Annotated in this window: 1 protein-coding gene; it reads right to left on the bottom strand. The window is 50.6% G+C overall.

All coding sequences use genetic code 11. The annotated features are described in order from the left end of the window. Positions 1–605: 605 nt before the first annotated feature. A complete protein-coding gene (locus EAE93_RS16745) occupies positions 606–23,381 on the bottom strand; it encodes a non-ribosomal peptide synthase/polyketide synthase (RefSeq protein WP_214040155.1) in 22,776 nt (7,591 codons plus the stop codon). Between the last annotated feature and the right edge of the window lie 387 nt (positions 23,382–23,768).

Below are 23,768 nucleotides of genomic sequence, written 5' to 3'. Positions count from 1 at the left end.
ACGAACCAATACAAATTCAAATTAAATTCATTATATTGTTTTATAATAATAAGATTATAAAGCCGATATAAATATGACTATGTTTAATACCATAAAGAAACAATTTAAAACTAGAAATGGCTTTATTACACACTATCTTACAATAAACATTAATGCTATAAAACAATAAGCTATGTAATGAATCATTCATTACAGGACAATATCCCCCAAGTAAATCGTTCTACACGGTAATTTACTTTACCCCTGCGACATTTATTAATTTATAGTTTAATTTCAACATATCAAAGAAATATATAGACATGATATTGGTCAATATTAACAATGGAAAATATATGACTATTTTCAATATTTTACATTAATTATTCTTAATCATTCATGAAAACAACAATGAAATATATTTTTATATATAGCAAAGAAAATCAGTAAAAAACAAAGCCAGATTAGATTAAATTACTATCGATGACAGAAAAAACTTGATTAAATAACCCATATGGAAATTATCAATTCTATTATTCTGTTTTAAAACAAAAACAATCCGGTATAAACAATATATACCGGATTGTCACACCAACGTTAAATTATCCAATATTCCTTACTTATTAGTATCACGCCACCTCCTTTTCAAAACTGATTGCCAGCACCCTATTCAAAGCTTGAGCTAAAACAGTTTTATTCTCATTATCCTCTAATAAACTAAAATGGTTACCCGGCATCGCAATCAACTCAAGAGAAGTATTAGGCATTATCCGTTCCCAGCCCAACGACGGTTCTATGCTTATGGACTTTGGTTTTTCATCCGTCACAAAAGAAATCGCAGGGGAAGGGTCTACCGCATAGAATTGATGCAACGTTATTGCTAATGTCGACGGCTCATAATTGGCAACTATTTGTGCATAACGCGCGATCTGTTCCCAACGTTTTGCGATCACATCAGCACACAGATTTGCAGGGTATAACGCCAGTTCCTGCGCCGCTGCAATAAACTGCACCAAATTCAACTCATCAATTTGCCGATACAACGCCGCAATCTCTTCTGGGAATTCCTCCCCTGACCGCCGGGCCAGATCAGTAAAGAAGTGATATTTGGGCTGTATGGACTCTTTCCTAAAATAATGAGGCGCAGGCGTATCAATCAAGCCCAGGAAATTAACCGTTTCTCCGGCATTCAAAAGCTGTTGAGCAATAGCGTAAGCCAATATCCCACCAGAAGAGTAACCGCATATCTGGTACGGGCCTACCGGTTGAACAGTTTTCATCAAGGTGATCATTCTGACAGCTTGCTCCTCCATCGTTGACATCGGCTCCTCATGGATGGACGGCCAAGGCAAAGCATAAATTGGATAACCTGACTGGATATGCTGAGCTAACCCAAAGACATAGGAGTGGTCACCCATGCCACTGGGAACAAAGAACAACGGCAGCCCCGTTCCGTCAGGTCGCACCGATATAGCCTCACTTTGTGGCTGAGATAATAAATCTGAAGTGATTTTTGCAGCCAGTTCAGTCAGCACCGGGAATTGGAACACAGCATTCAATGTACAAACTAAACCACGACCCGCGGCAAGGTTTACCATTCGCATAGCGAGCAAGGAATGACCGCCCAACGCGAAGAAGCTGTCATGCCGGCTAATCTGCTCAACCCCTAGCAATTCACACCAAATCGCCGCTAATACAGTTTCCGTTTCGCCTTGTGGCGCTTCGAAAACCTGATGAGCAAACGCTTCATTGTCCGGTGTCGGCAGCGCACGACGATCCAACTTACCGTTAGGGGTTAACGGGAAGGCATCCAGACGCACAAAAGCCGACGGCACCATATAATCAGGCAAAATAGCGCTCAAGTGAGTACGTAGGCTATTAGCCAGCCCTTCATCCGCCTGTGCCACAACATAGGCAATCAACCGTTTCTCCTGCCCTTCCCCTTGCGCCAATACCACAGATTCACTCACCGCCGGGTGCTCCACCAACCGAGCCTCAATTTCACCGGGTTCAATGCGGAAACCGCGGATTTTCACCTGATGGTCGTTACGCCCCAAGAATTCCAAATTGCCATCCGGCAGGTAACGGGCCAAATCCCCGGTTCGGTACATCCGTGCACCCGGCTTATCGCTAAATGGATCGATAAGGAAACGTTCAGCCGTCAATTCAGGTCGGTTCAGATAACCACGCGCCACGCCAACACCACCAATATATATCTCGCCAATACTACCTAATGGCACCGGTTGGCCGTATCTGTCCAACAGGTAAATACAGGTATTTTTAACCGGCCGACCAATTGAACGATCATTTTCTGGTGATAATATCTCCCGACTGGTTGCAATTACAGTACTTTCCGTTGGGCCATACGTATTTAACAACCGTGGATGGTAGGTTTCTTGAGCAAACCACGCCTGAATGACGCTCTTTTTCACCGCCTCGCCACCAATAATGACTAACCGGAGGCACTCAGGAAGCCGTGATGTACCGCCTACAACCGCCAATTCAGACAAAAATAGAGTCGGTAGAGACATCACTGTAATACCATGTTGCCGGATTAAAGAGATAAATACCGGCACCGAAGTCAGCCAACTATCATTCCGGATAACCAACGTGGCGCCATGACATAATGACGAAAAGAATTCTTCTACTGAAGCATCAAACGCAAAAGAGGAAAATTGTAGTACCCGGTCTTGCGCCGTCACTGCATAGGTCTCACTAAAACCCAAACTACGTTGATAAACAGCCTGATGTTCTACCATTACGCCTTTCGGTTGCCCGGTTGAGCCGGAGGTGTAAATCACATACGCCAGATGCTGTGGCGTCAACGCCGTAACCTGTGGGTTGCTGTCCGGCTGATTAAATTGGATATTCGGGTCGAGTACAATCCGTTCCGCCACTCCTGTTTCACTGAGTGCCTCCCGTCCAATACCATCAGCCAACACGACTACAGGAGTGGAATCAATCAAGATATGCGCCAGACGTTCACCCGGATAGGCCGGATCTAGCGGCACATAAGCTCCTCCGGCTTTTAATACCGCCAACAATCCCACCACCATTGCCGGAGAACGTGACACGCAAATCGCTACCCGCTGGTCCGGTACAACACCCAGAGCAATCAATTGATGGGCCAGTCGGTTAGCGAGGGCATTTAATTCAGTATAACTGAGGGTCTGATCTTCATACACCAACGCTATCGCATCCGGATTTTTCTCCACCTGTTGTTCAAACAACTGATGAATACATAGCGCCTCAGGATAGACTGTTTCCGTAGCGTTCCAGGTTGTTAACAATAACGTACGCTCAGCTTCCGGCAGAATATTTAATGCCCTCACCGGTGTCTCTGGCGCCTGTTCAAGCGCTTCTACCAGACTTTCCAACGCCTGTTGCATATAACCACATAGCCTTGCCGGATCAAACGGTTGTACCACCTGAGCAGTCAGTCCCAGAGCGTCTCCAAAATCCTCCACCGATAGCGCTAACGGATAGTTGGTCCGCTCCTGTCCGCTAATAAATTCAAGATCATTTATCAGTTCATCTGACGTTGTTGACAATGCATTATGTCGATAATTCAACAAACTACTAAAGAGAGGACTCTCACCCGGCACGCCACTACAACGCTGAGCCAACGCCAGTGAGGCATGTTCATGCTCTAATAGTCCGGCGAGTCGGGTATGCGCTGCCTGTACAGTGTCCCATACCGGGGTATCATCCATATCCAACCGTAACGGCAAGGTATTGATAAACAGTCCCATACTATTGTCAGCACCTTCGCTTGCCTGCATCCGTCCAAACAGCACGGTGCCGAACACCACTTTTTCCTGACCGCTGGTACGCGACAACACCTGCGCCCAAGCCAAGTGGCACAGCGCCGCCAGACTGACCCCCAAACGTCGAGCCTGACTACGCAGACGGTCATTCAAGGCTGCCGTCAGCATCCGGTGCGATTCCGTCACTTGCGAGCCATCACGATGCACTTCCGTTAAACCAAACGGCAAAGTCGGTTCATCCACCTCCGCTAACATATCGGTAAAGAAGCGAATATGTTCCGCTTGACTGACACCCAGACGGGCCTGCGCTATCAAATTGCGGAAAGGTGTCGGGCCAGGCAGGTTGCCCTCTTGTCCTTCCAGATAAGCGTGTACTTCACGGTCCATCACCTCCAGCGTGGTATGGTCGCCAATCAGGTGATGCAGCAGTTGCAGCAGAAACCAACGACCATCGGTTTCCTGTGCCACCACAAAACGCAATAACGGCGCTTCACTCAGATCGAGACGATGTTGACGCGGATCAAAACGCCGAGTTAACTGCTGGCTGACCGGACCGTCAGCCGGGTTTAATGTCAGTTCCGTCACGGATAAGGCGGCTTGACGCAAAACCACCTGAGCGGGTACGGATAATCCCTGCCAGATAAAAGCCGTCCGTAAGATATCGTGCCGATCAACCACCTGCTGAACAGCCACTAGATAACGATCTAATAGAGACCGGTTAGCAAAAGCCATCTGACCTATCAATAGATACGGGTCACCTTCATTTGCCAACAAGTGATGAAACAAAATGCCATCCTGCAACGGCGACAACGCGTAGATATCCTGAATATTGGCAATACCGCCCGGTATCTGCCCGACGATAAGATCAATTTCAGGCTGGTTCAAATTAATCAATGGCAACATCACCGGTGTGAGTGCCGTCGTCGCTGGCGTAATCACATTCGGCGGCACCACGACAACCCGATGCTGCCCCAGGGTTTGCGCCAAGTCAGACAGCACCGGCGACTGGAATAGATCACGCACCGCCAATGTCAACCCTAAGTGACGTAGGCGTTCAATCATACGTACAGCAAGCAACGAATGCCCTCCCAAGGCAAAAAAGCTGTCATACCGGCTTATCTGTTCAACCCCCAGCAATTCACACCAAATCGCGGCCAGCGCCATTTCCGTTTCTCCCTGGGGAGCGGCGTAAACCTGACGGGCAAACGCTTTACTGTCCGGTGCCGGTAGCGCACGACGATCTAACTTACCGTTCGGGGTTAGTGGGAACGCATCGAGACGCACAAAGGCTGCCGGCACCATATAGTCTGGCAAAATAGTTTGCAGGTGAGTACGCAGGTTGTTCGCCAGCCCGTCATCCTCTGGTGCTACCATATAGGCAACTAGACGCTTGTCATGACCATCACCTAACGCTAACACTGTGGCTTCTCGCACCATCGGATGTTCTATCAGCCGAGCTTCGATTTCCCCCGGCTCAATCCGGAAGCCGCGGATCTTAATTTGCTGATCATTACGACCGACAAACAGTAAATTGCCATCCGGCAGGTAACGAGCTAAATCGCCGGTGCGATACATCCGAGCATCCGGCATATCACTAAACGAATCCGCCAAGAAACGCTCAATAGTTAATTCAGGGCGATTCAGATAGCCACGGGCAACACCTGCGCCGCCAATATACAGCTCTCCCACACATCCTAACGGAACCGGCTGACCATCAGCATCCAACAGATAAACCCACGTATTGGCCGTTGGACGCCCGATAAGCACCTCTGTATCCATATAGTCTGACGGACAATGCCAGGTTGTGGCACAAACCGTTATCTCTGTCGGCCCATACGCGTTGAATAGCGTTGCCCGACCACACAATGCCCGGAGCAGCGCCACACTGGGGGCTTCACCTCCCAGAATCAAGGTCGGTTTTATCGTTATCATCGGTAAATCAGCACCATCCCGAAGCAGGGCCGGTGTTAAACAGGCGTGTGTTATCGCCTGTTCCTCCAGATAACACCAGAGGCGGCGCGGGTCCTGACGAACGATATCAACAGAAATAGCCAAAGTAGCGCCACCGCACAGCGCCATCATGATTTCCCAGACACTGGCATCAAAGCCAAATGAAGCAAACTGCAACATCCGGCTACCAGAGTGAATAGCGAATTGGGTGATTTTATCCCGGATAAGATTGACCAGCCCTCGATGTTCAACCATTACCCCTTTCGGCACACCAGTCGAACCAGAAGTGTAAATCACATACGCCAGATGCCGTGAGGTTAGCATTGATCTCTTTGGGTTGCCGCCCGGTTGGTCAAACAGGGTGTTTGGGTCGAGCACAACCTGTTTTGCCAGTACCTTCTCACCCAATGCTGTACGTCCAGCATTATCCGCCAGTAAAATAGTCGGCGCGGCATCCATCAGAATATACGCCAGACGCTCGTCAGGATAAGTTAGGTCCAACGGCACATAAGCGCCACCCGCTTTCAACACCGCCAACAATCCCACTACCATTGCCGGAGAACGTGACACACAAATCGCCACCCGCTGGTCCGGCTCTACACCTAGCGCAATCAGCTGATGGGCCAGTCGGTTGGCGCGGGCATTCAGTTCGGCATAGCTGAGAGTTTGATTTTCATACACCAATGCTGTGGCATCCGGGTTTTTCTCCACCTGTTGTTCAAACAACTGATGGATACACAATTGGTCAGGATATTCGGTTTCCGTTGCGTTCCAGGTTCTTAACAGCAATGAACATTCCGTTTCCGGCAAAATATTCAGGGCCCGAACGGGCATTCCCGGAGCTTGCTCAAGCGCTTCTACCAAACTTTCCAGCGCCTGTTGCATATAGCCGCATAGCCTTTCCGGATCAAACGGTTGTACTACCTGAGCGGTCAGCCCCAGTGCGTCACCAAAATCCTCCACCGACAGCACGAACGGATAGTTAGTTCGCTCCTGTCCACTAATAAACTCAATACCGCTTATCAGTTCATCTGACATTGTTAACAATGCATTATGTCGATAATTCAGCAAGCTACTAAAGAGGGGGATATCACCCTGCACCCCACTACAACGCTGAGCCAGCGCCAGCGATGCGTGCTCATGCACCAACAATTCCGCCAACCGGCTATGCGCTGCTCTTACGCTATCCTGTATCGGTGTATCATTGATATCCAGCCGCAACGGCAAGGTATTAATAAACAGCCCCATGCCATTGTCTGCCCCTTCACCTGCCTGCATCCGTCCAAACAGCACAGTGCCAAATACCACTTTTTCCTGTCCACTGGTACGCGACAACACCTGTGCCCAGGCCAGATGGCACAACGCCGCCACACTAACACCCAAACACCGGGCCTGACTGCGCAGACGATCATTCAAGGCAGCCGTCAGCATCCGGTGAGATTCCGTCACTTGCGAGCCATCATGATGTACCTCCGTCAAACCAAACGGCAAGGTCGGCTCATCTACCTCCGCTAACATGTCAGTAAAGAAACAGGCGTGTTCTTCCTGACTCATCCCCAGCCGAACCTGAGCCACCAGATTACGGAAAGGGACTGGCGCCGGCAGGCGATTCTCTTGTCCAGCAAGGTACGCTTGCACTTCACGATTCATTACGTCCAACGTGGTATGGTCGCCAATCAGATGATGCAGCAGTTGCAACAGGGTCCAACGGCCATCGGTTTCCTGCGCCACTACAAAACGCAATAACGGTGCTTCGTTCAGGTCGAGACGATAATGACGTGGATCAAAGCGCCGGGTTAACTGCTCACTGACCGGGCCGTCAGTCGGATCCAAGGCCAGTTCCGTCACGGAGACAGTGGCTTGACGCCAAACTATCTGAGCCGGTACAGATAATCCTTGCCAGATAAAAGCCGTACGTAAGATGTCATGACGATCAACTACCCATTGAACCGCGGACAAATAACGATTTAACAGAGACCGATCAGTAAAAATCATCTGTTCAACCAGCAGATACGGGTCCCCCTGATTCGCCAACAAATGATGAAACAAAATACCGTCCTGCAACGGCGACAACGCATAGATATCCTGAATATTGGCGATACCGAATGGCACCTGTCCGACGATAAGATCAATTTCAGGCTGGGTCAGGTTAATTAGCGGCAACATCGCCGGCGTGAGTACCGTCGTCACTGGTGTAATCATATTCGGCGGTACCACCACAACCTGATGCTGCCCCAATGTTTGCGCCAAGTCAGCCAACACCGGCGACTGGAATAGGTCACGCACCGCTAACGTCAGCCCCAATTTACGCAGGCTTTCAATCATCCGTACTGACAGAAGAGAATGACCGCCCAGAGTGAAAAAGTTATCGTGCCGGCTGATCTGTTCAATGCCCAGTAATTCACACCAAATGGCCGCCAATGTAGTTTCCATTTCTCCTTGCGGCACCTCATAGATCTGACGGGCAAAAGCCTCGTTGTTCGGTGCCGGCAGCGCCTGACGATCCAACTTGCCATTCGGTGTTAATGGAAACACATCCAACCGCACAAAGGCTGATGGCACCATATAGTCAGGTAAAGTGGCCTTCAAATGGGTACGCAGACTATTCACCAGCTCCTCATGGGCTTCCGCTACCACATAAGCGACTAACCGTTTCTCCTGCCCTTCCCCTTGTGCCAATACCACTGATTCACTTACCGCCGGGTGTTCCACCAACCGGGATTCAATTTCACCCGGTTCAATGCGGAAACCACGGATTTTAACCTGCTGGTCGTTACGGCCCAAGAATTCCAAGTTGCCGTCCGGCAAGTAGCGGGCTAAATCCCCGGTACGGTACATTCGTGCATCGGGTTTATCATTAAAGGGATCGTTCAGGAAACGTTCAGCCGTCAAGTCAGGGCGATTGAGGTAACCACGCGCCACTCCCGCGCCCCCAATATAAATTTCCCCCACCACGCCCAATGGCACAGGTTGACCATGCCTATCGAGCAAGTAAAGGCAGGTGTTGGCTATCGGACGGCCGATACTTTCAATAATCCTGTCACCCCGCTGTATCGGCAACCAAGTAGAATAGGTTGTTGTTTCGGAAGGCCCATAGAGATTACATAACCGCTGTACTTGCGTTTCTTCGAAAATCTGTTCAATTAAAGCGCTTTTAAGCGGTTCACCCGCCAGATTAACGGTATGAACCGACGCCATCAGTGCCTGAACCTGCAATAATGGTTTCATCGCAGAGGGGACTGAATTGAGCAAGGTCACCGGCAGAGCACGCTGCATCAATGCCAAGACATCATCCACCAAATGAATCGCCGCACCACGGAATAACGGCATAAAACATTCAAAAATGGACAAGTCGAAGTTCATCGATGTTGAAAAAAGCGTCTCTCGGATTTCTTCGGCCGCAAAAGCCTGTTGTGCCCAGCGCAGGAAGTTAACCGTATTCCGGTGCTCAATCATCACCCCTTTTGGCATCCCAGTGGAGCCGGAGGTGTAAATCACATACGCCAGATGCCGTGAAGTTAGCGCAGGTAGCTGAGGATTATTGTCCACTTGATCAGGCAAAATATTGGGGTCCAGTACCGTCAATTCAGCAAGCGCTTCTTCGCCCAGTGCAACGCATCCTACCTCATCCGCCAGTACCACTGACGGTGCGGCATCATGCAGGATATGCGCCAGACGTTCACCCGGATAGGCCGGATCTAATGGTACATAAGCCCCGCCGGCTTTCAGCACCGCTAACAACGCCACCACCATTGCCGGTGAACGAGACACGCAAATCGCCACTCGCTGGTCCGGTACGACGCCCAACGCAATAAGTTGATGAGCCAACCGGTTGGCGCGGGTATTTAATTCGGTATAACTGAAGGTCTGCTCTTCATACACTAACGCTATCGAGTCAGGGGTTTTCTCCACCTGTTGTTCAAACAAATGATGAATACATAACTGATTAGGGTATACGGTTTCCGTGGCGTTCCAGGTTTTCAATAACAACGTGCGTTCCGCTTCCGGCAAGATTTCCAATGCCCGAACGGGCATGTCCGAGGCTTGCTCAAGGGCATCCACCAAACTTTCCAGTGCCTGCTGCATATAACCGCATAAGCTTTCTGGATCAAATGGTTGTACCGCCTGAGCGGTCAGCCCCAATGCGTCACCAAAATCCTCCACCGACAACATAAACGGATAATTAGTCCGCTCCTGTCCGCCAAGAAACTCGACACCGTTTATCAGTTCATCTGACGTTGTTGACAATGCATTATGTCGATAATTCAACAGGCTATTAAAGAGGGGGATCTCACCCTGTACGCCACTACAACGCTGAGCCAGCGCCAGTGAAGCATGTTCATGTTCTAACAACCCGGCCAGTCGGGTATGGGCTGCCTGCACACTGTCCCGTACCGGCGTATCATTGATATCCAGCCTCAACGGTAAGGTATTGATAAACAACCCCATGCCGTTGTCAGCACCGTCCCCTGCCTGCATCCGTCCAAACAGTACCGTGCCGAACACCACTTTCTCCTGACCGCTGGTACGCGACAACACCTGCGCCCAAGCCAAATGGCACAGCGCTGCCAGACTGACGCCCAAATGTCTCGCTTGATTACGCAAACGGCCATTTAACCCGGCCGTCAACATCCGGTTCGATTCCGTCACTTGCGAGCCATCACGATGCACTTCCGTCAAACCAAATGGCAAGGTCGGTTCATCCACCTCCGCTAACATATCGGTAAAGAAGCGGATATGTTCCGCTTGACTGACACCCAGCCGGGCCTGTGCTATCAAATTGCGGAAAGGGGCCGGTACAGGCAAACTGTCCTCCTGTCCGTCCAGATAAGTTTGTACTTCACGATTCATCACTTCCAGCGTGGTATGGTCGCCAATCAGGTGATGCAGTAGTTGCAACAGGATCCAACGACCATCAGTTTCCTGTGCCACTACAAAGCGCAACAACGGGGCTTCGCTCAGGTCAAGACGATAATGACGGGGATCAAAACGCTGAGCTAGTTGGTCGCTGATCGGACCGTCAATCGAGTTTAGTGTCAGTTCAGTTACCGATAAGGTGGCCTGACGTAAGACCACTTGTGCCTGAACTGACAATCCTTGCCAGATAAAGGCGGTACGTAAGATATCGTGCCGATCAACCACCTGTTGAACAGCCTCCAAATAACGATCCAACAGAGACCGATCAGCAAAGGCCATCTGACCCATCAACAGATACGGGTCACCTTCGTTTGCCAACAGATGATGAAACAAAATACCATCCTGTAACGGCGACAACGCATAGATATCCTGAATATTGGCGATACCGCCCGGCACCTGCCCAACAATAAGATCAATTTCAGGCTGAGTCAGGTTAATCAGCGGCAACATCGTCGGGGTGATTTTCGTCGCCGCTGGCGTAATGACATTCGGCGGCACCACTACAACCTGATGTTGCCCCAAGGTTTGCGCCAGTTCAGACAGCACCGGAGACTGGAACAAGTCACGCACCGCTAGGGTCAACCCCAAGTGACGCAGGCGTTCAATCATGCGCACAGCAAGCAAAGAATGACCGCCCAGTGCAAAGAAGCTATCGTGCCGGCTAATCTGTTCTATACCCAGCAATTCACGCCAAATCGCTGCCAATATCATTTCTGTTTCCCCTTGGGGCGCTGCATAAACCTGACGGGCAACGGCTTCACTATCCGGTGCCGGTAGCGCACGACGATCCAACTTACCATTAGGGGTTAACGGAAAGCCATCCAGCCGCACAAAAGCCGTCGGCACCATATAATCAGGCAAAGTAGCTTGTAGGTGAGCACGCAGGCTGTTCACCAGCCCCTCCTGAGCTTCCGCCGCCACATAGGCCACTAGCCGTTTTTCCGGCCCATCACCTAAGACCAGCACAGCCGCTTCACGCACCGATGCATACTCTGTCAACCGAGCTTCAATTTCTCCCGGTTCAATGCGGAAACCGCGAATTTTAACTTGTTGATCGTTACGCCCCAAAAATTCCAGATTGCCATCCAGCAAATAGCGGGCTAAATCCCCGGTGCGATACATGCGCGCATCTGGATTATCACTAAACGGATCAATAAGGAAACGTTCGGCGGTTAATTCAGGGCGATTGAAATAACCCAAGGCTACGCCATCTCCCCCGACATAAATCTCTCCGGTCGCCCCCAATGGTACCGGCTGACCATACGCATCCAACAAATAAACTCGCGTGTTGGCTATCGGCCGGCCAATAGGGATCCGGGTCGCTCCCTGCGCTAACGCCTCAATAGGATATATCGTGGTAAAGGTGGTTCCCTCACTCGGGCCATAAGCTTGTAATAATTGTTGTGGCGGACGATTATCCAGAACCTGAGCAATCACATGTAAATCGGGTATATCTCCCCCGAAAATCAGGATCTTAATCTGCGGCAGAACCGGAGATAACTCTATTGCCAACCGGTTAAACAATCCGATAGTCAACCACAGAACCGTAATGCGATCAGCTTGTAAAACTCGTACTAACTCCTGAGGTGTTAATAACGTGGCGCGGTCAATCACCACCAAAGCACCACCGTTGAGCAACGGAGCCCAAACTTCAAACGTGCTGGCGTCGAAAGCGGGATTAGCTGTAAAGGCAACCCGATCATCCGGTCCGATGTCGGCATAACCATTATTGATGACCAGTCGGACCACCGCACGATGCGGCACCAAGACTCCTTTAGGTGTACCGGTAGAACCGGAGGTGTACATGATATACGCTAACTCGGCGCTGGAATGCGGTAATTCAAGGTTGAGACACTCCTGCTCTCTGTCAGTGCCTGATTCATCCGAAAGACGAAGTAGCGGCACAGCCAGATTAGCCGGAATATCAGTCTGTATATCGGTGATTAGCAACCTAGCGGAACAATCACTTATCAGCCAGTTTTTCCGCTCATCCGGCACACTGGGATCAACCGGCACATAAACAGCGCCGGCTTTGAGAATCGCCAATTGGGCCACCACCAGTTCCATCGAACGCTCTAACAGGAGCGCAACATGATCACCGGGACACACCCCGTGTTCGATGAGCTGACGAGCCAACCGATTAGCGCGGGTATTCAGTTCCGTATAACTCAGGATTTTGTCTGCCGCTATCAATGCCGTCGCTTCCGGGGTTTTCTCCACCTGTTGTTCAAACAACTGATGGATACATAACGCCTCAGGATACACGGTTTCCGTCGCGTTCCAGGTTGTTAACAACATCGTACGTTCCGCATCCGGCAGGATTTCCAATGCCCGAACAGGCATGTCTGGAACTTGCTCCAGCGCTTCCACCAAACTTTCCAGCGCCTGTTGCATATAACCGCATAGGCTTTCCGGATCAAAAGGTTGTACCACCTGAGCGGTCAACCCCAATGCGTCACCAAAATCCTCTACCGACAACACAAACGGATAGTTAGTCCGCTCCTGTCCACCAATAAATTCAACACCGTTTATCAGTTCATCTGACGTTGTTGACAATGCATTATGTCGATAATTCAACAAGCTACTAAAGAGAGGGATCTCCCCTTGCACACCACTGCAACGCTGGGCCAGCGCCAGTGACGCGTGCTCATGCACCAACAATCCCGCCAACCGGCTATGGGCTGCTCTTACGCTATCCCGTACCGACGTATCATTGATATCCAGCCGCAACGGCAAGGTATTAATAAACAGCCCCATACCATTGTCTGCCCCTTCACCTGCCTGCATCCGCCCAAACAGCACGGTGCCGAATACCACTTTTTCCCGACCGCTGGTACGCGCTAACACCTGCGCCCAAGCCAAATGGCACAACGCCGCCACACTAACACCCAAACACCGGGCCTGACTGCGCAGACGGTCATTCAAGGCAACCGTTAGCATCCGGTGCGATTCCGTCACCTGCGAGCCATCACGACGCACCTCCGTCAAACCAAACGGTAAAGTCGGTTCATCTACCTCCGCTAACATGCCCGTAAAGAAACGAGCGTGTTCTTCCTGGCTGATACCCAACTGGACCTGAGCCACCAGATTACGGAAAGGGACTGGCGCCGGCAGGCGATTCCCTTGTCCGGCAAGATAGACCCGCACTTCACGATTCATTATGTCCAACGTGGTATGGTCGCCAATCAGGTGATGCAGTAGTTGCAACAGGAGCCAACGACCATCGGTTTCCTGCGCCACCACGAAGCGCAATAACGGCGCTTCCCCCAAGTCGAGACGATGCTGACGTGGATCAAAGCGCCGGGTTAACTGGTCACTGACCGGACCGTCAGCCGGGTTTAATGTCAGTTCAGTCACCGACAAGGTGGCCTGGCGTAAAACCACCTGTACCGGGACTGACAATCCTTGCCAGATAAAGGCGGTACGTAAGATATCGTGCCGATCAACCACCTGTTGAACAGCCTCCAAATAACGATCCAACAGAGACCGATCAGCAAAGGCCATCTGACCCATCAACAGATACGGATCACCTTTCTTCGTTAACAAGTGATGAAACAAAATACCATCCTGCAACGGCGACAACGCATAGATATCCTGAATATTGGCGATACCGCGTGGCACCTGCCCGACGATAAGATCAATTTCAGGCTGGGTCAGATTGATCAGTGGCAACATTGTCGGCGTGATTTTCGTTGCCGCTGGCGTAATGACATTCGGTGGTACCACTACGACCTGATGCCGCCCCAGTGTTTGCGCCAGTTCAGACAGTACCGGAGACTGGAATAAGTCACGCACCGCCAGCGTCAATCCCAATTTACGCAAGCTTTCAATCATTCGTACCACCAGTAGAGAATGACCACCCAGTGCAAAGAAGCTATCGTATCGGCCGATCTGTTCAATCCCCAGTATCTCTCGCCAGATAGCCGCCAATGTAGTTTCCATTTCTCCTTGCGGCGCTACATAAACCTGACGGGCAAAAGCCTCGTTGTTCGGTGTCGGCAGCGCCAGACGATCCAATTTACCGTTCGGGGTTAACGGAAAGACATCCAGACGCACAAAAGCCGTTGGCACCATATAGTCAGGTAAAGTGGCTTTCAGGTGAGTACGTAGGCTATTTACCAGCCCGTCATGAGCTTCTGCCACCACATAGGCAACCAGCCGCTTATCCTGCCCTTCATTTTGTACCAACACCACAGATTCACTCACTGCGGGATGTTCCACCAACCGAGCCTCAATTTCACCCAGTTCAATACGGAAACCGCGGATTTTAACCTGCTGGTCATTACGCCCCAGAAATTCCAGGTTGCCATCCGGCAGATAGCGGGCCAAATCGCCGGTGCGGTACATGCGGGCATCCGGTACATCACTAAACGGATCGATAAGGAAACGTTCAGCCGTCAAGTCAGGGCGATTGAGGTAGCCGCGCGCCACTCCCGCGCCCCCGATATAAATTTCACCTACCACGCCCAATGGCACAGGTTGACCATGCCTATCGAGCAAGTAAAGGCAGGTGTTGGCTATCGGACGCCCAATACTTTCAACAACCCTGTCACCCCGCCATATTGGCAACCAAGTAGAGTACGTTGTCGTTTCGGAAGGCCCGTAGAGATTACATAACCGCTGTACTTGAGTTTCTTCGAAGATCTGTTCAATTAAGGCGCTTTTAAGCGGTTCACCTGCCAGATTGACGGTATGAACCGACGCTATCAGCGCCTGAGCCTGCAATAAAGGCTTCATCGCAGACGGTACTGAGTTGAGCAATGTTATCGGCAAAACATGCCGTATCAATGACAAGGCATTATCGACCAAATGAATTGCCGTACCACGAGATAACGGCATAAAACATTCAAAAACAGACAGATCGAAATTTATCGACGTTGAAAAAAGCGTTTCTCGGCTTTCTTCGGCCACAAAAGCCTGTTGTGCCCAGTGCAAGAAGTTAACTGTATTGCGGTGCTCAATCATCACCCCTTTAGGTACACCCGTAGAGCCGGAGGTGTAAATCACATACGCTAAATGACGGGAGGTCAACCCAGGAATCTGCGGGTTGCTATCCGGCTGGCTAGGTAGGGCATTCGGGTCAAGCACAACTCGTTCTGCCAATGCCTTCTCACCCAATGTCGTACGTCCGACATTATCCGCCAGTACAACAGTCGGAGCAGCATCACGCAGGATATGCGCCAGACGTTCCCCCGTATAGGCTGGGTCCAACGGTACATAGGCTCCACCCGCTTTCAACACCGCTAACAACGCCACCACCATTGCCGGTGAACGAGACACGCAAATCGCCACCTGTTGGTCCGGTACAACACCCAGAGCAATCAATTGGTGGGCCAGTCGGTTAGCGCGGGCATTTAATTCCGCATAGCTGAAAGTCTGGTTTTCATACATCAATGCTGTCGCATCCGGGTTTGCCTCCACCTGTTGTTCAAACAACTGATGAATACATAACACCTCAGGATAGACTGTTTCCGTGGCGTTCCAAGTTTCCAGTAACAGCGTGCGCTCCACTTTTGGCAGGATTTCCAACGCCCGAACAGGCATGTCCGGTGCTTGCTCAAGGGCCTCCGCCAGACTCTCCAACGCCTGTTGCATATAACCGCATAACCTTTCCGGATCAAACGGTTGTACCACCTGAGCAGTCAGCCCCAGTGCGTCACCAAAATCCTCCACCGACAGCATAAACGGATAGTTAGTCCGCTCCTGTCCACCCAGAAATTCAATACCGCTGATGCTGTCATCCAACATTGTCGGTAAGGTATTATGCCGATAGTTCAACAAGCTATTAAAAAGGGGGATCTCACCCTTCACACCACTACAACGCTGAGCCAGCGCCAGTGAGGCATGTTCATGTGCTAGTAGTCCGGCGAGTCGGGTGTGCGCTGCCTGTACACTGTCACGTACTGGCGTATCATTGATATCCAACCGTAACGGCAAGGTATTAATAAACAGTCCCATGCCATTGTCTGCCCCCTCTCCCGCTTGCATCCGCCCAAACAGCACGGTGCCGAACACCACTTTTTCCTGACCACTGGTACGTGATAACACCTGCGCCCAAGCCAAATGACACAACGCCGCCAGGCTGACCCCCAAATGTCTTGCCTGATTACGCAGACGGTCATTCAAGGCTGCCGTCAGCATCCGGTGCGATTCCGTCACCTGTGAGCCATCACGATGCACTTCCGCCAAGCCAAACGGTAAGGTCGGTTCATCTACCTCCGCTAACATATCAGTAAAGAAACGAGTATGTGCTTCCTGACTGATACCCAACCGGACCTGAGCCACCAGATTACGGAAAGGGACTGGCGCTGGCAGGCGGTTTCCTTGGTCGGCAAGGTATGCCCGTACTTCATGGTTCATCACATCTAGCGTGGTATGGTCGCCAATCAGGTGATGCAATAGTTGCAGCAGGAACCAACGACCATCGGTTTCCTGTGCCGCCACAAAACGCAATAACGGCGCTTCACTCAGATCGAGACGATGTTGACGCGGATCAAAACGCCGGGTTAACTGCTGACTGACCGGACCGTCAGCCGGGTTTAATGTCAGTTCCGTCACGGATAAGGCGGCTTGACGCAAAACCACCTGAGCGGGTACGGATAATCCCTGCCAGATAAAAGCCGTCCGTAAGATATCGTGCCGATCAACCACCTGTTGCACCGCTGTCAGATAACGATCCAACAGAGCCCGGTCAGCAAAAGCCATCTGACCTATCAACAGATACGGGTCACCTTCATTTGCCAACAGGTGATGAAACAAAATACCATCCTGCAACGGCGACAAGGCGTAGATATCCTGAATATTAGCGAGACCACCCGGTACCTGTTCGACAATCAGATCAATTTCAGGCTGGGTCAGATTAATCAGCGGCAACATCGCCGGCGTGATTTGCGTTGCCTCTGGTGTAATCATATTCGTTGGCGCCACGACAGCCTGATGCTGCCCTAGGGTTTGCGCCAGTTCAGACAGCACCGGTGACTGGAATAGATCACGCACCGCTAACGTCAACCCAAGATGACGCAGGCGTTCAACCATTCGTATCGCCATCAGTGAATGACCACCCAAGGCAAAAAAGCTGTCATACCGGCTGACCTGTTCAATCCCCAGTAATTCACGCCAAATGGCCGCCAGTGCTATTTCCATTTCTCCCTGGGGCGCGGCGTAAACTTGACGGGCAAAAGCTTTATTGTCCGGTGCCGGTAGCGCACGACGATCTAGCTTACCGTTCGGGGTCAGTGGGAACGCATCGAGACGCACAAAAGCCGCCGGTACCATATAATCAGGCAACATTCCACTCAGATGAGTACGCAGGCTGTTCACCAGCCCGTCAGCCGCTTCCGCCGCCACATAAGCCACCAGCCGTTTATCTTGCCCTTCCCCCAGCGCCAACACAGTAACCTCACGCACCGCCGGATGCTCTGCCAGACGCGTCTCAATTTCCCCCGGCTCGATCCGGAAACCCCGGATTTTAATCTGCTGATCATTACGGCCCAGGAACGCCAGATTGCCGTCCGGCAAGTAACGAGCCAAGTCTCCGGTACGGTACATCCGCGCATCCAACGCATCACTAAATGGATCGGTAAGGAAACGCTCAGCAGTCAGTTCAGGTCGGTTCAGATAGCCGCGGGCAATACCTACTCCGCCAATATACAGCTCACCCACACCTCCCAATGGTACTGGCTGCCCACAAGCATCCAGCAGATAAACCCGCGTGTTGGCCGTTGGGCGCCCGATAGGCACCTCTGTATCCGTATAGTCTGACGGACAATGCCAAGTTGTGGCACAAACCGTCATCTCTGTCGGTCCATACGCATTGAACAAGTTTACCCGACCACGCAGAGTCTGGAACAACGCCGCACTGAGTGCTTCACCCGCCAGTACCAATGTCGGAATGGTTGTTATCGTCGGCAAATCCGTACCATCACGAAGCAGGGCCGGTGTCAGGCAAGCGTGCGTCACCGCTTGTTCTTCCAAGTAACGCCAGAGACGATGAGGGTCCTGACGAACCAAGTCAGTAGGGATAATCAAACCGGCTCCACTGCTCAGCGTTATCATGATTTCCCAGACACTGGCATCAAAGCCAAATGAGGCAAACTGCAACATCCGGCTGGTTACCCGAACATCAAGCCGAGTCACCTGTGCCAAAGCCAGATTAACCACACCACGATGCTCGATCATCACCCCTTTCGGCGTACCGGTCGAACCGGAGGTGTAAATCACATACGCCAAATGCTGTGAAGTTAATGTCGGTATCTGTGGGTTACTGTCCAGCCGATCAAACAGGGTATTTGGATCGAGCACAGTTCGTTCTGCCAATGCTTTCTCACCCAACGCTATACGCCCAGTATCATCCGCCAGCAAAATAGTTGGGGCGGCATCCGTCAGAATATGCGCCAGGCGCTCGCCCGGATAAGCCGGGTCCAGCGGAACATAGGCTCCACCGGCTTTTAGTACCGCCAACAATCCCACCACCATCGCCGGTGAACGAGACACGCAAATCGCCACTCGCTGATCCGGCTCTACCCCTAGTGCAATCAGTTGATGAGCCAGTCGGTTAGCACAAGCATTCAGCTCCGCATAACTAAGAGTTTGATTTTCATACACCAATGCGGTGGCATCCGGGTTTTTCTCCGCCTGTTGTTCAAATAACTGATGAATACATAACGTATCAGGATAGGTGGATTCCGTGGCATTCCAGGTTTCCAGTAACAGTGTGCGCTCCGTTTCCGGCAAGATGTTCAGGGTCCGTACCTGTGTCTCCGGAGCCTGCTCAAGGGCTTCCACCAAACTTTCCAACGCCTGTTGCATATAACCACATATTCTTTCTGGACTAAACGATTGAACTACCTGAGCGGTCAGCCCCAGTGCGTCACCAAAATCCTCTATCGATAGCGCTAACGGATAGTTAGTCCTCTCCTGTTCCCCAAGGAATTCGATGCCACTGATGATTTCACCCGAAACCACGGGTAATGTGTTATGCCGGTAGTTGAGTAGAGAACTAAAAAGTGGAACGCCATTTTGTACACCACTACACCGTTGAGCCAGTGCCAATGAAGCGTGTTCATGATCCAATAACCCGGCCAACCGGCTATGTGCTGTCCGTACACTGTCCCATACAGGGGTATCATCGATATCTAGCAGCAATGGCAAGGTATTGATAAATAGCCCCATTCCACTGTCAACACCTTCCCCCGCTTGCATCCGTCCAAATAGTACGGTACCAAACACCACTTTCTTTTGACCACTAGCACGCGACAACACCTGCGCCCAAGCCAGATGACACAACGCCGCCAGACTCACCTCCAAACGTCTCGCCTGACGACGCAAACGGTCATTCAGTTCAGGCGTCAGCATCCGGTGCGACTCCATCACCAACGAACCATCACGATGTACCTCCGTCAACCCGAAAGGTAACGTCGGTTCATCTACCTCAGCCAGCATGTCAGTAAAGAAATGAATATGCTCTTGCTGACTCACTCCCAACCGAGCCTGAGCCACCAGATTGCGGAAAGGTGCGGGAACAGGTAGGTCATCCCCCTGTCCGGCAAGATACGCTTGAATTTCCCGCTTCATCACTTCCATCGTGGTATGGTCACCAATCAAATGATGCTGTAATTGCAGTACATGCCAGCGACCATCGGTTTCCTGCGCCACCGCAAACCGCAACAACGGGGCCTGACTCAGTTCAAAGCGATACTGACGCGGGTCAAAACGTTGAGCCAATTGCTCACCGGCTGGGCCATCAGCCGGGTTCAATGTCAGTTCAGTAACTGATAAAGGCGCTTGACGCCAAACCACCTGAACCGGTGCGGATAATCCCTGCCAGATAAACGCGGTCCGCAGGATATCATGGCGATCAATGACTTGTTGTACCGCGGCCAGATAGCGGTCCAGCAATTCCCGGTCAGCAAAAATCATCGGATAAGCCAACTGATAGGGGTCGCCTTCCTTTGCCAGTAGATGATGAAACAAAATGCCGTCCTGCAACGGCGACAGAGCATAGATATCCTGAATATTGGCGATCCCGCCCGGTACTTGTTCAACAATATGGTCAATGTCAGTCTGAGTCAGATCAATCAACGGCAACATCGCCGGTGTGAGTTCCGTCGTCGTCGAAGTAATAACGTTCGACGGCACCACCACGGCCTGATGCTGTCCTAATGTTTGGGTCAATTCTGATAGTACAGGGAATTGGAATAGGTCACGCGCGGCCAGTGTTAGTCCCAAACTACGCAAACGTTCAATCATCTGCACACCGAGCAATGAATGACCACCTAACGCAAAAAAACTGTCATGGCGACTTATCTGCTCGATCCCTAGCAACTCACGCCAGATAGCGGCCAGCGTAATTTCCATCTCCCCTTGTGGCGCCTCATAAACCTGACGAGCAAAAGCTTCCACTCCCGGCACCGGTAATGCCCTGCGATCCAACTTACCGTTCGGGGTCAACGGAAAAGCATCCAGACGTACAAAAGCCGACGGTACCATGTAGTCAGGCAACCGAACACGCAAATGTTCACGCAAACTATTGACCAACTCATCATCAGCCCGCGCTACCACATAAGCAACCAAACGCTTGTCCTGCCCGTCTCCCATCGCCAGTACTACAGATTCACTTACCGCAGGATATTCCATCAATCGGGCTTCAATTTCCCCTGGTTCAATACGGAAGCCACGAATTTTCACTTGCTGGTCATTGCGACCAATAAATTCCAAATCGCCATCCGGCAGATAACGAGCCAAATCCCCAGTGCGGTACATGCGTGTATCGGGTTTATCACTAAACGGATTGATAAGGAAACGTTCAGCGGTCAATTCAGGGCGATTAAGGTAACCACGGGCCACACCAGCACCACCAACATATAACTCCCCCTCCGCCCCCAACGGCACCGGCTGACCATATTTATCTAACAAATAGAGTGTTAAATCGGGAATACGGGTGCCAACAGGACTTACTACCCGCGCGACATCATGGTGATCCAATTCCCGGTAAGTGACGTGAACTGTGGTCTCCGTGATGCCGTACATATTCACCAACTGAGGTGATTTCTCTTCACGCAGGGCATACCACGGCTTCAGAATACTGGGATCGAGGGCTTCCCCGCCAAAGATGATATAACGCAAGCAGTCCGGTAATGGATTGGCGACATAACTAGCAATAAAAGCTTTGAAAGCACTAGGAGTCTGATTCAACACCGTGATACCGTGCTGACACACGAATTGATGCAGTTCTTGAGGTGAACGGGCAATCGCGTGCGGTACCAAAACCAGTTTAGCGCCGTAGCGTAAAGCTCCCCATAATTCCCACACCGAGAAGTCAAACGCAATGGAATGGAACAGGCACCAAACATCTTGCCGGTTAAAGTGATACCAGGATTCAGTCGCGTCAAATAAACGCTGGATATTACGATGTTCCACCATCACCCCTTTCGGCGTGCCGGTTGAGCCGGAGGTGTAAATCACATAGGCCAAATGCTGTGCGGTCAATCCCGGTACTTGTGGGTTACTGTCCGGTCTATCAGGCAGGATATTCGGATCAAGTACCGTCAAGCCTGCCAACACCGCCTCTCCCAGTACATCACATCCGGTGTTATCCGCCAGTAAAATAGCCGGAGTAGCATCAGTCAGAATATGTGCCAGACGCTCACCCGTATAAACCGGGTCCAGCGGCACATAAGCTCCACCCGCTTTCAGCACCGCCAACAATGCCACCACCATTGCCGGTGAACGTGACACACAAATCGCCACCCGTTGGTCCGGTACGACACCCAATGCAATCAACTGATGAGCCAGTCGGTTGGCGCGGGCATTTAACTCAGCATAGCTAAGGGTTTGCTCTTCATGCACTAACGCTATCGCGTCAGGAGTTTTCTCTACCTGTTGTTCAAACAACTGATGAATACATAACGTGTCAGGATACGCGGTTTCCGTCGAGTTCCAGGTTTCCAGTAACAACGTACGTTCAGCCTCAGGCAACAAATTAAGCTGCCTGATAGGAGTTTCATCCCCCTTCACTTTCGACGATATCAACACCTGTAAATGTTCGCTCATTCGCTGAACAATTTCGGCGCTCAGACGATTTACATCATAGATCCAGCGAAAACCGCCCTGAGCATTTATCTGGAGAGTCAGCAATTCACCGCGCACCTTCTGATCATACTGGCTGTCATCCTGTATCACAGAGACAGCGATCCGCCACGGTCGACTTGTTGTTAACTCAGGAATAGTTCGTAGTGCGGGAGAGTGAGAAAGGAGATCACAACTAAATGTATGGTGCTGCGCCAACCGGGCAAGTTCGTTATCAACCCAGTCAGCTACTGCGCACCAAGGCTTATCAAACGCCACCTCAACAACCATCGGCGCCACCGGTGACAAATCCGTCAACATATCCGGTTTATCTTTTGTCTCATTCACACACCAACCAATTTGGAATTCAGTCTGCTGAGTCAAACGCGCAAGATAAATAACGAATGCTTGTAATAGGGTCCGCCATGCGTCCCCTTCATCGTTTTTGGGTAGTGGTGGCTGCCAAGGACTCATTACCCATCTGGGTTCTGTCTGGTTTCCGGCGCTTTCAAAAGGTAATTGAAGGGGCTCAAACATAGTAAGACGTTCGCACCAGAATAATTCACTCGGTGTCAATGCCTTGGGGATATTCTTCACGTTCTGAGTCTGTTGTGAAATATCATTCGCACTGGTTATGTTTTCTAATGTCTGAGAGAGGAATTCAGCTTTAACAATTTTTTCTTGTTTAACAACGCTATCTTTCATTTACTACTACCTCAACGAACCTGTTCGGAATTTGGAAACTGTCTTGAATGACAGTTATCGCAAGAGTTTTTCTTTTATTTCTTGCTCCCAAGAAATAAAAACCGGCATGCCTGACATCAATTCAAAATTCTCAGATATTGGATGTCATAGCCCGGCTAATTACTATTAATTAACAATTCTTCAATGCTAATTTTCCTGACAACGGAATAAATAATTCATCTTATTATCTGAAATAAGATATTTAATCTTTCCTATTTCCTTAGATAAATTAAATTAATCTCTGAAATTTTTATTGGACGATACTAAATTATACAACCAAAGATGTAACTGTTAAGGCAAATGCCAAAAACAGATCAATATAAATTAAAACCAAATTAGCTCCATCAT

Origin of the sequence: Photorhabdus akhurstii (genome assembly GCF_018448925.1) — a bacterium.
Taxonomy (GTDB): Bacteria; Pseudomonadota; Gammaproteobacteria; order Enterobacterales; family Enterobacteriaceae; genus Photorhabdus; species Photorhabdus akhurstii.
Note: the sequence above shows the minus strand (reverse complement) of the source record. Positions and strands in the feature narration are given on the sequence as shown.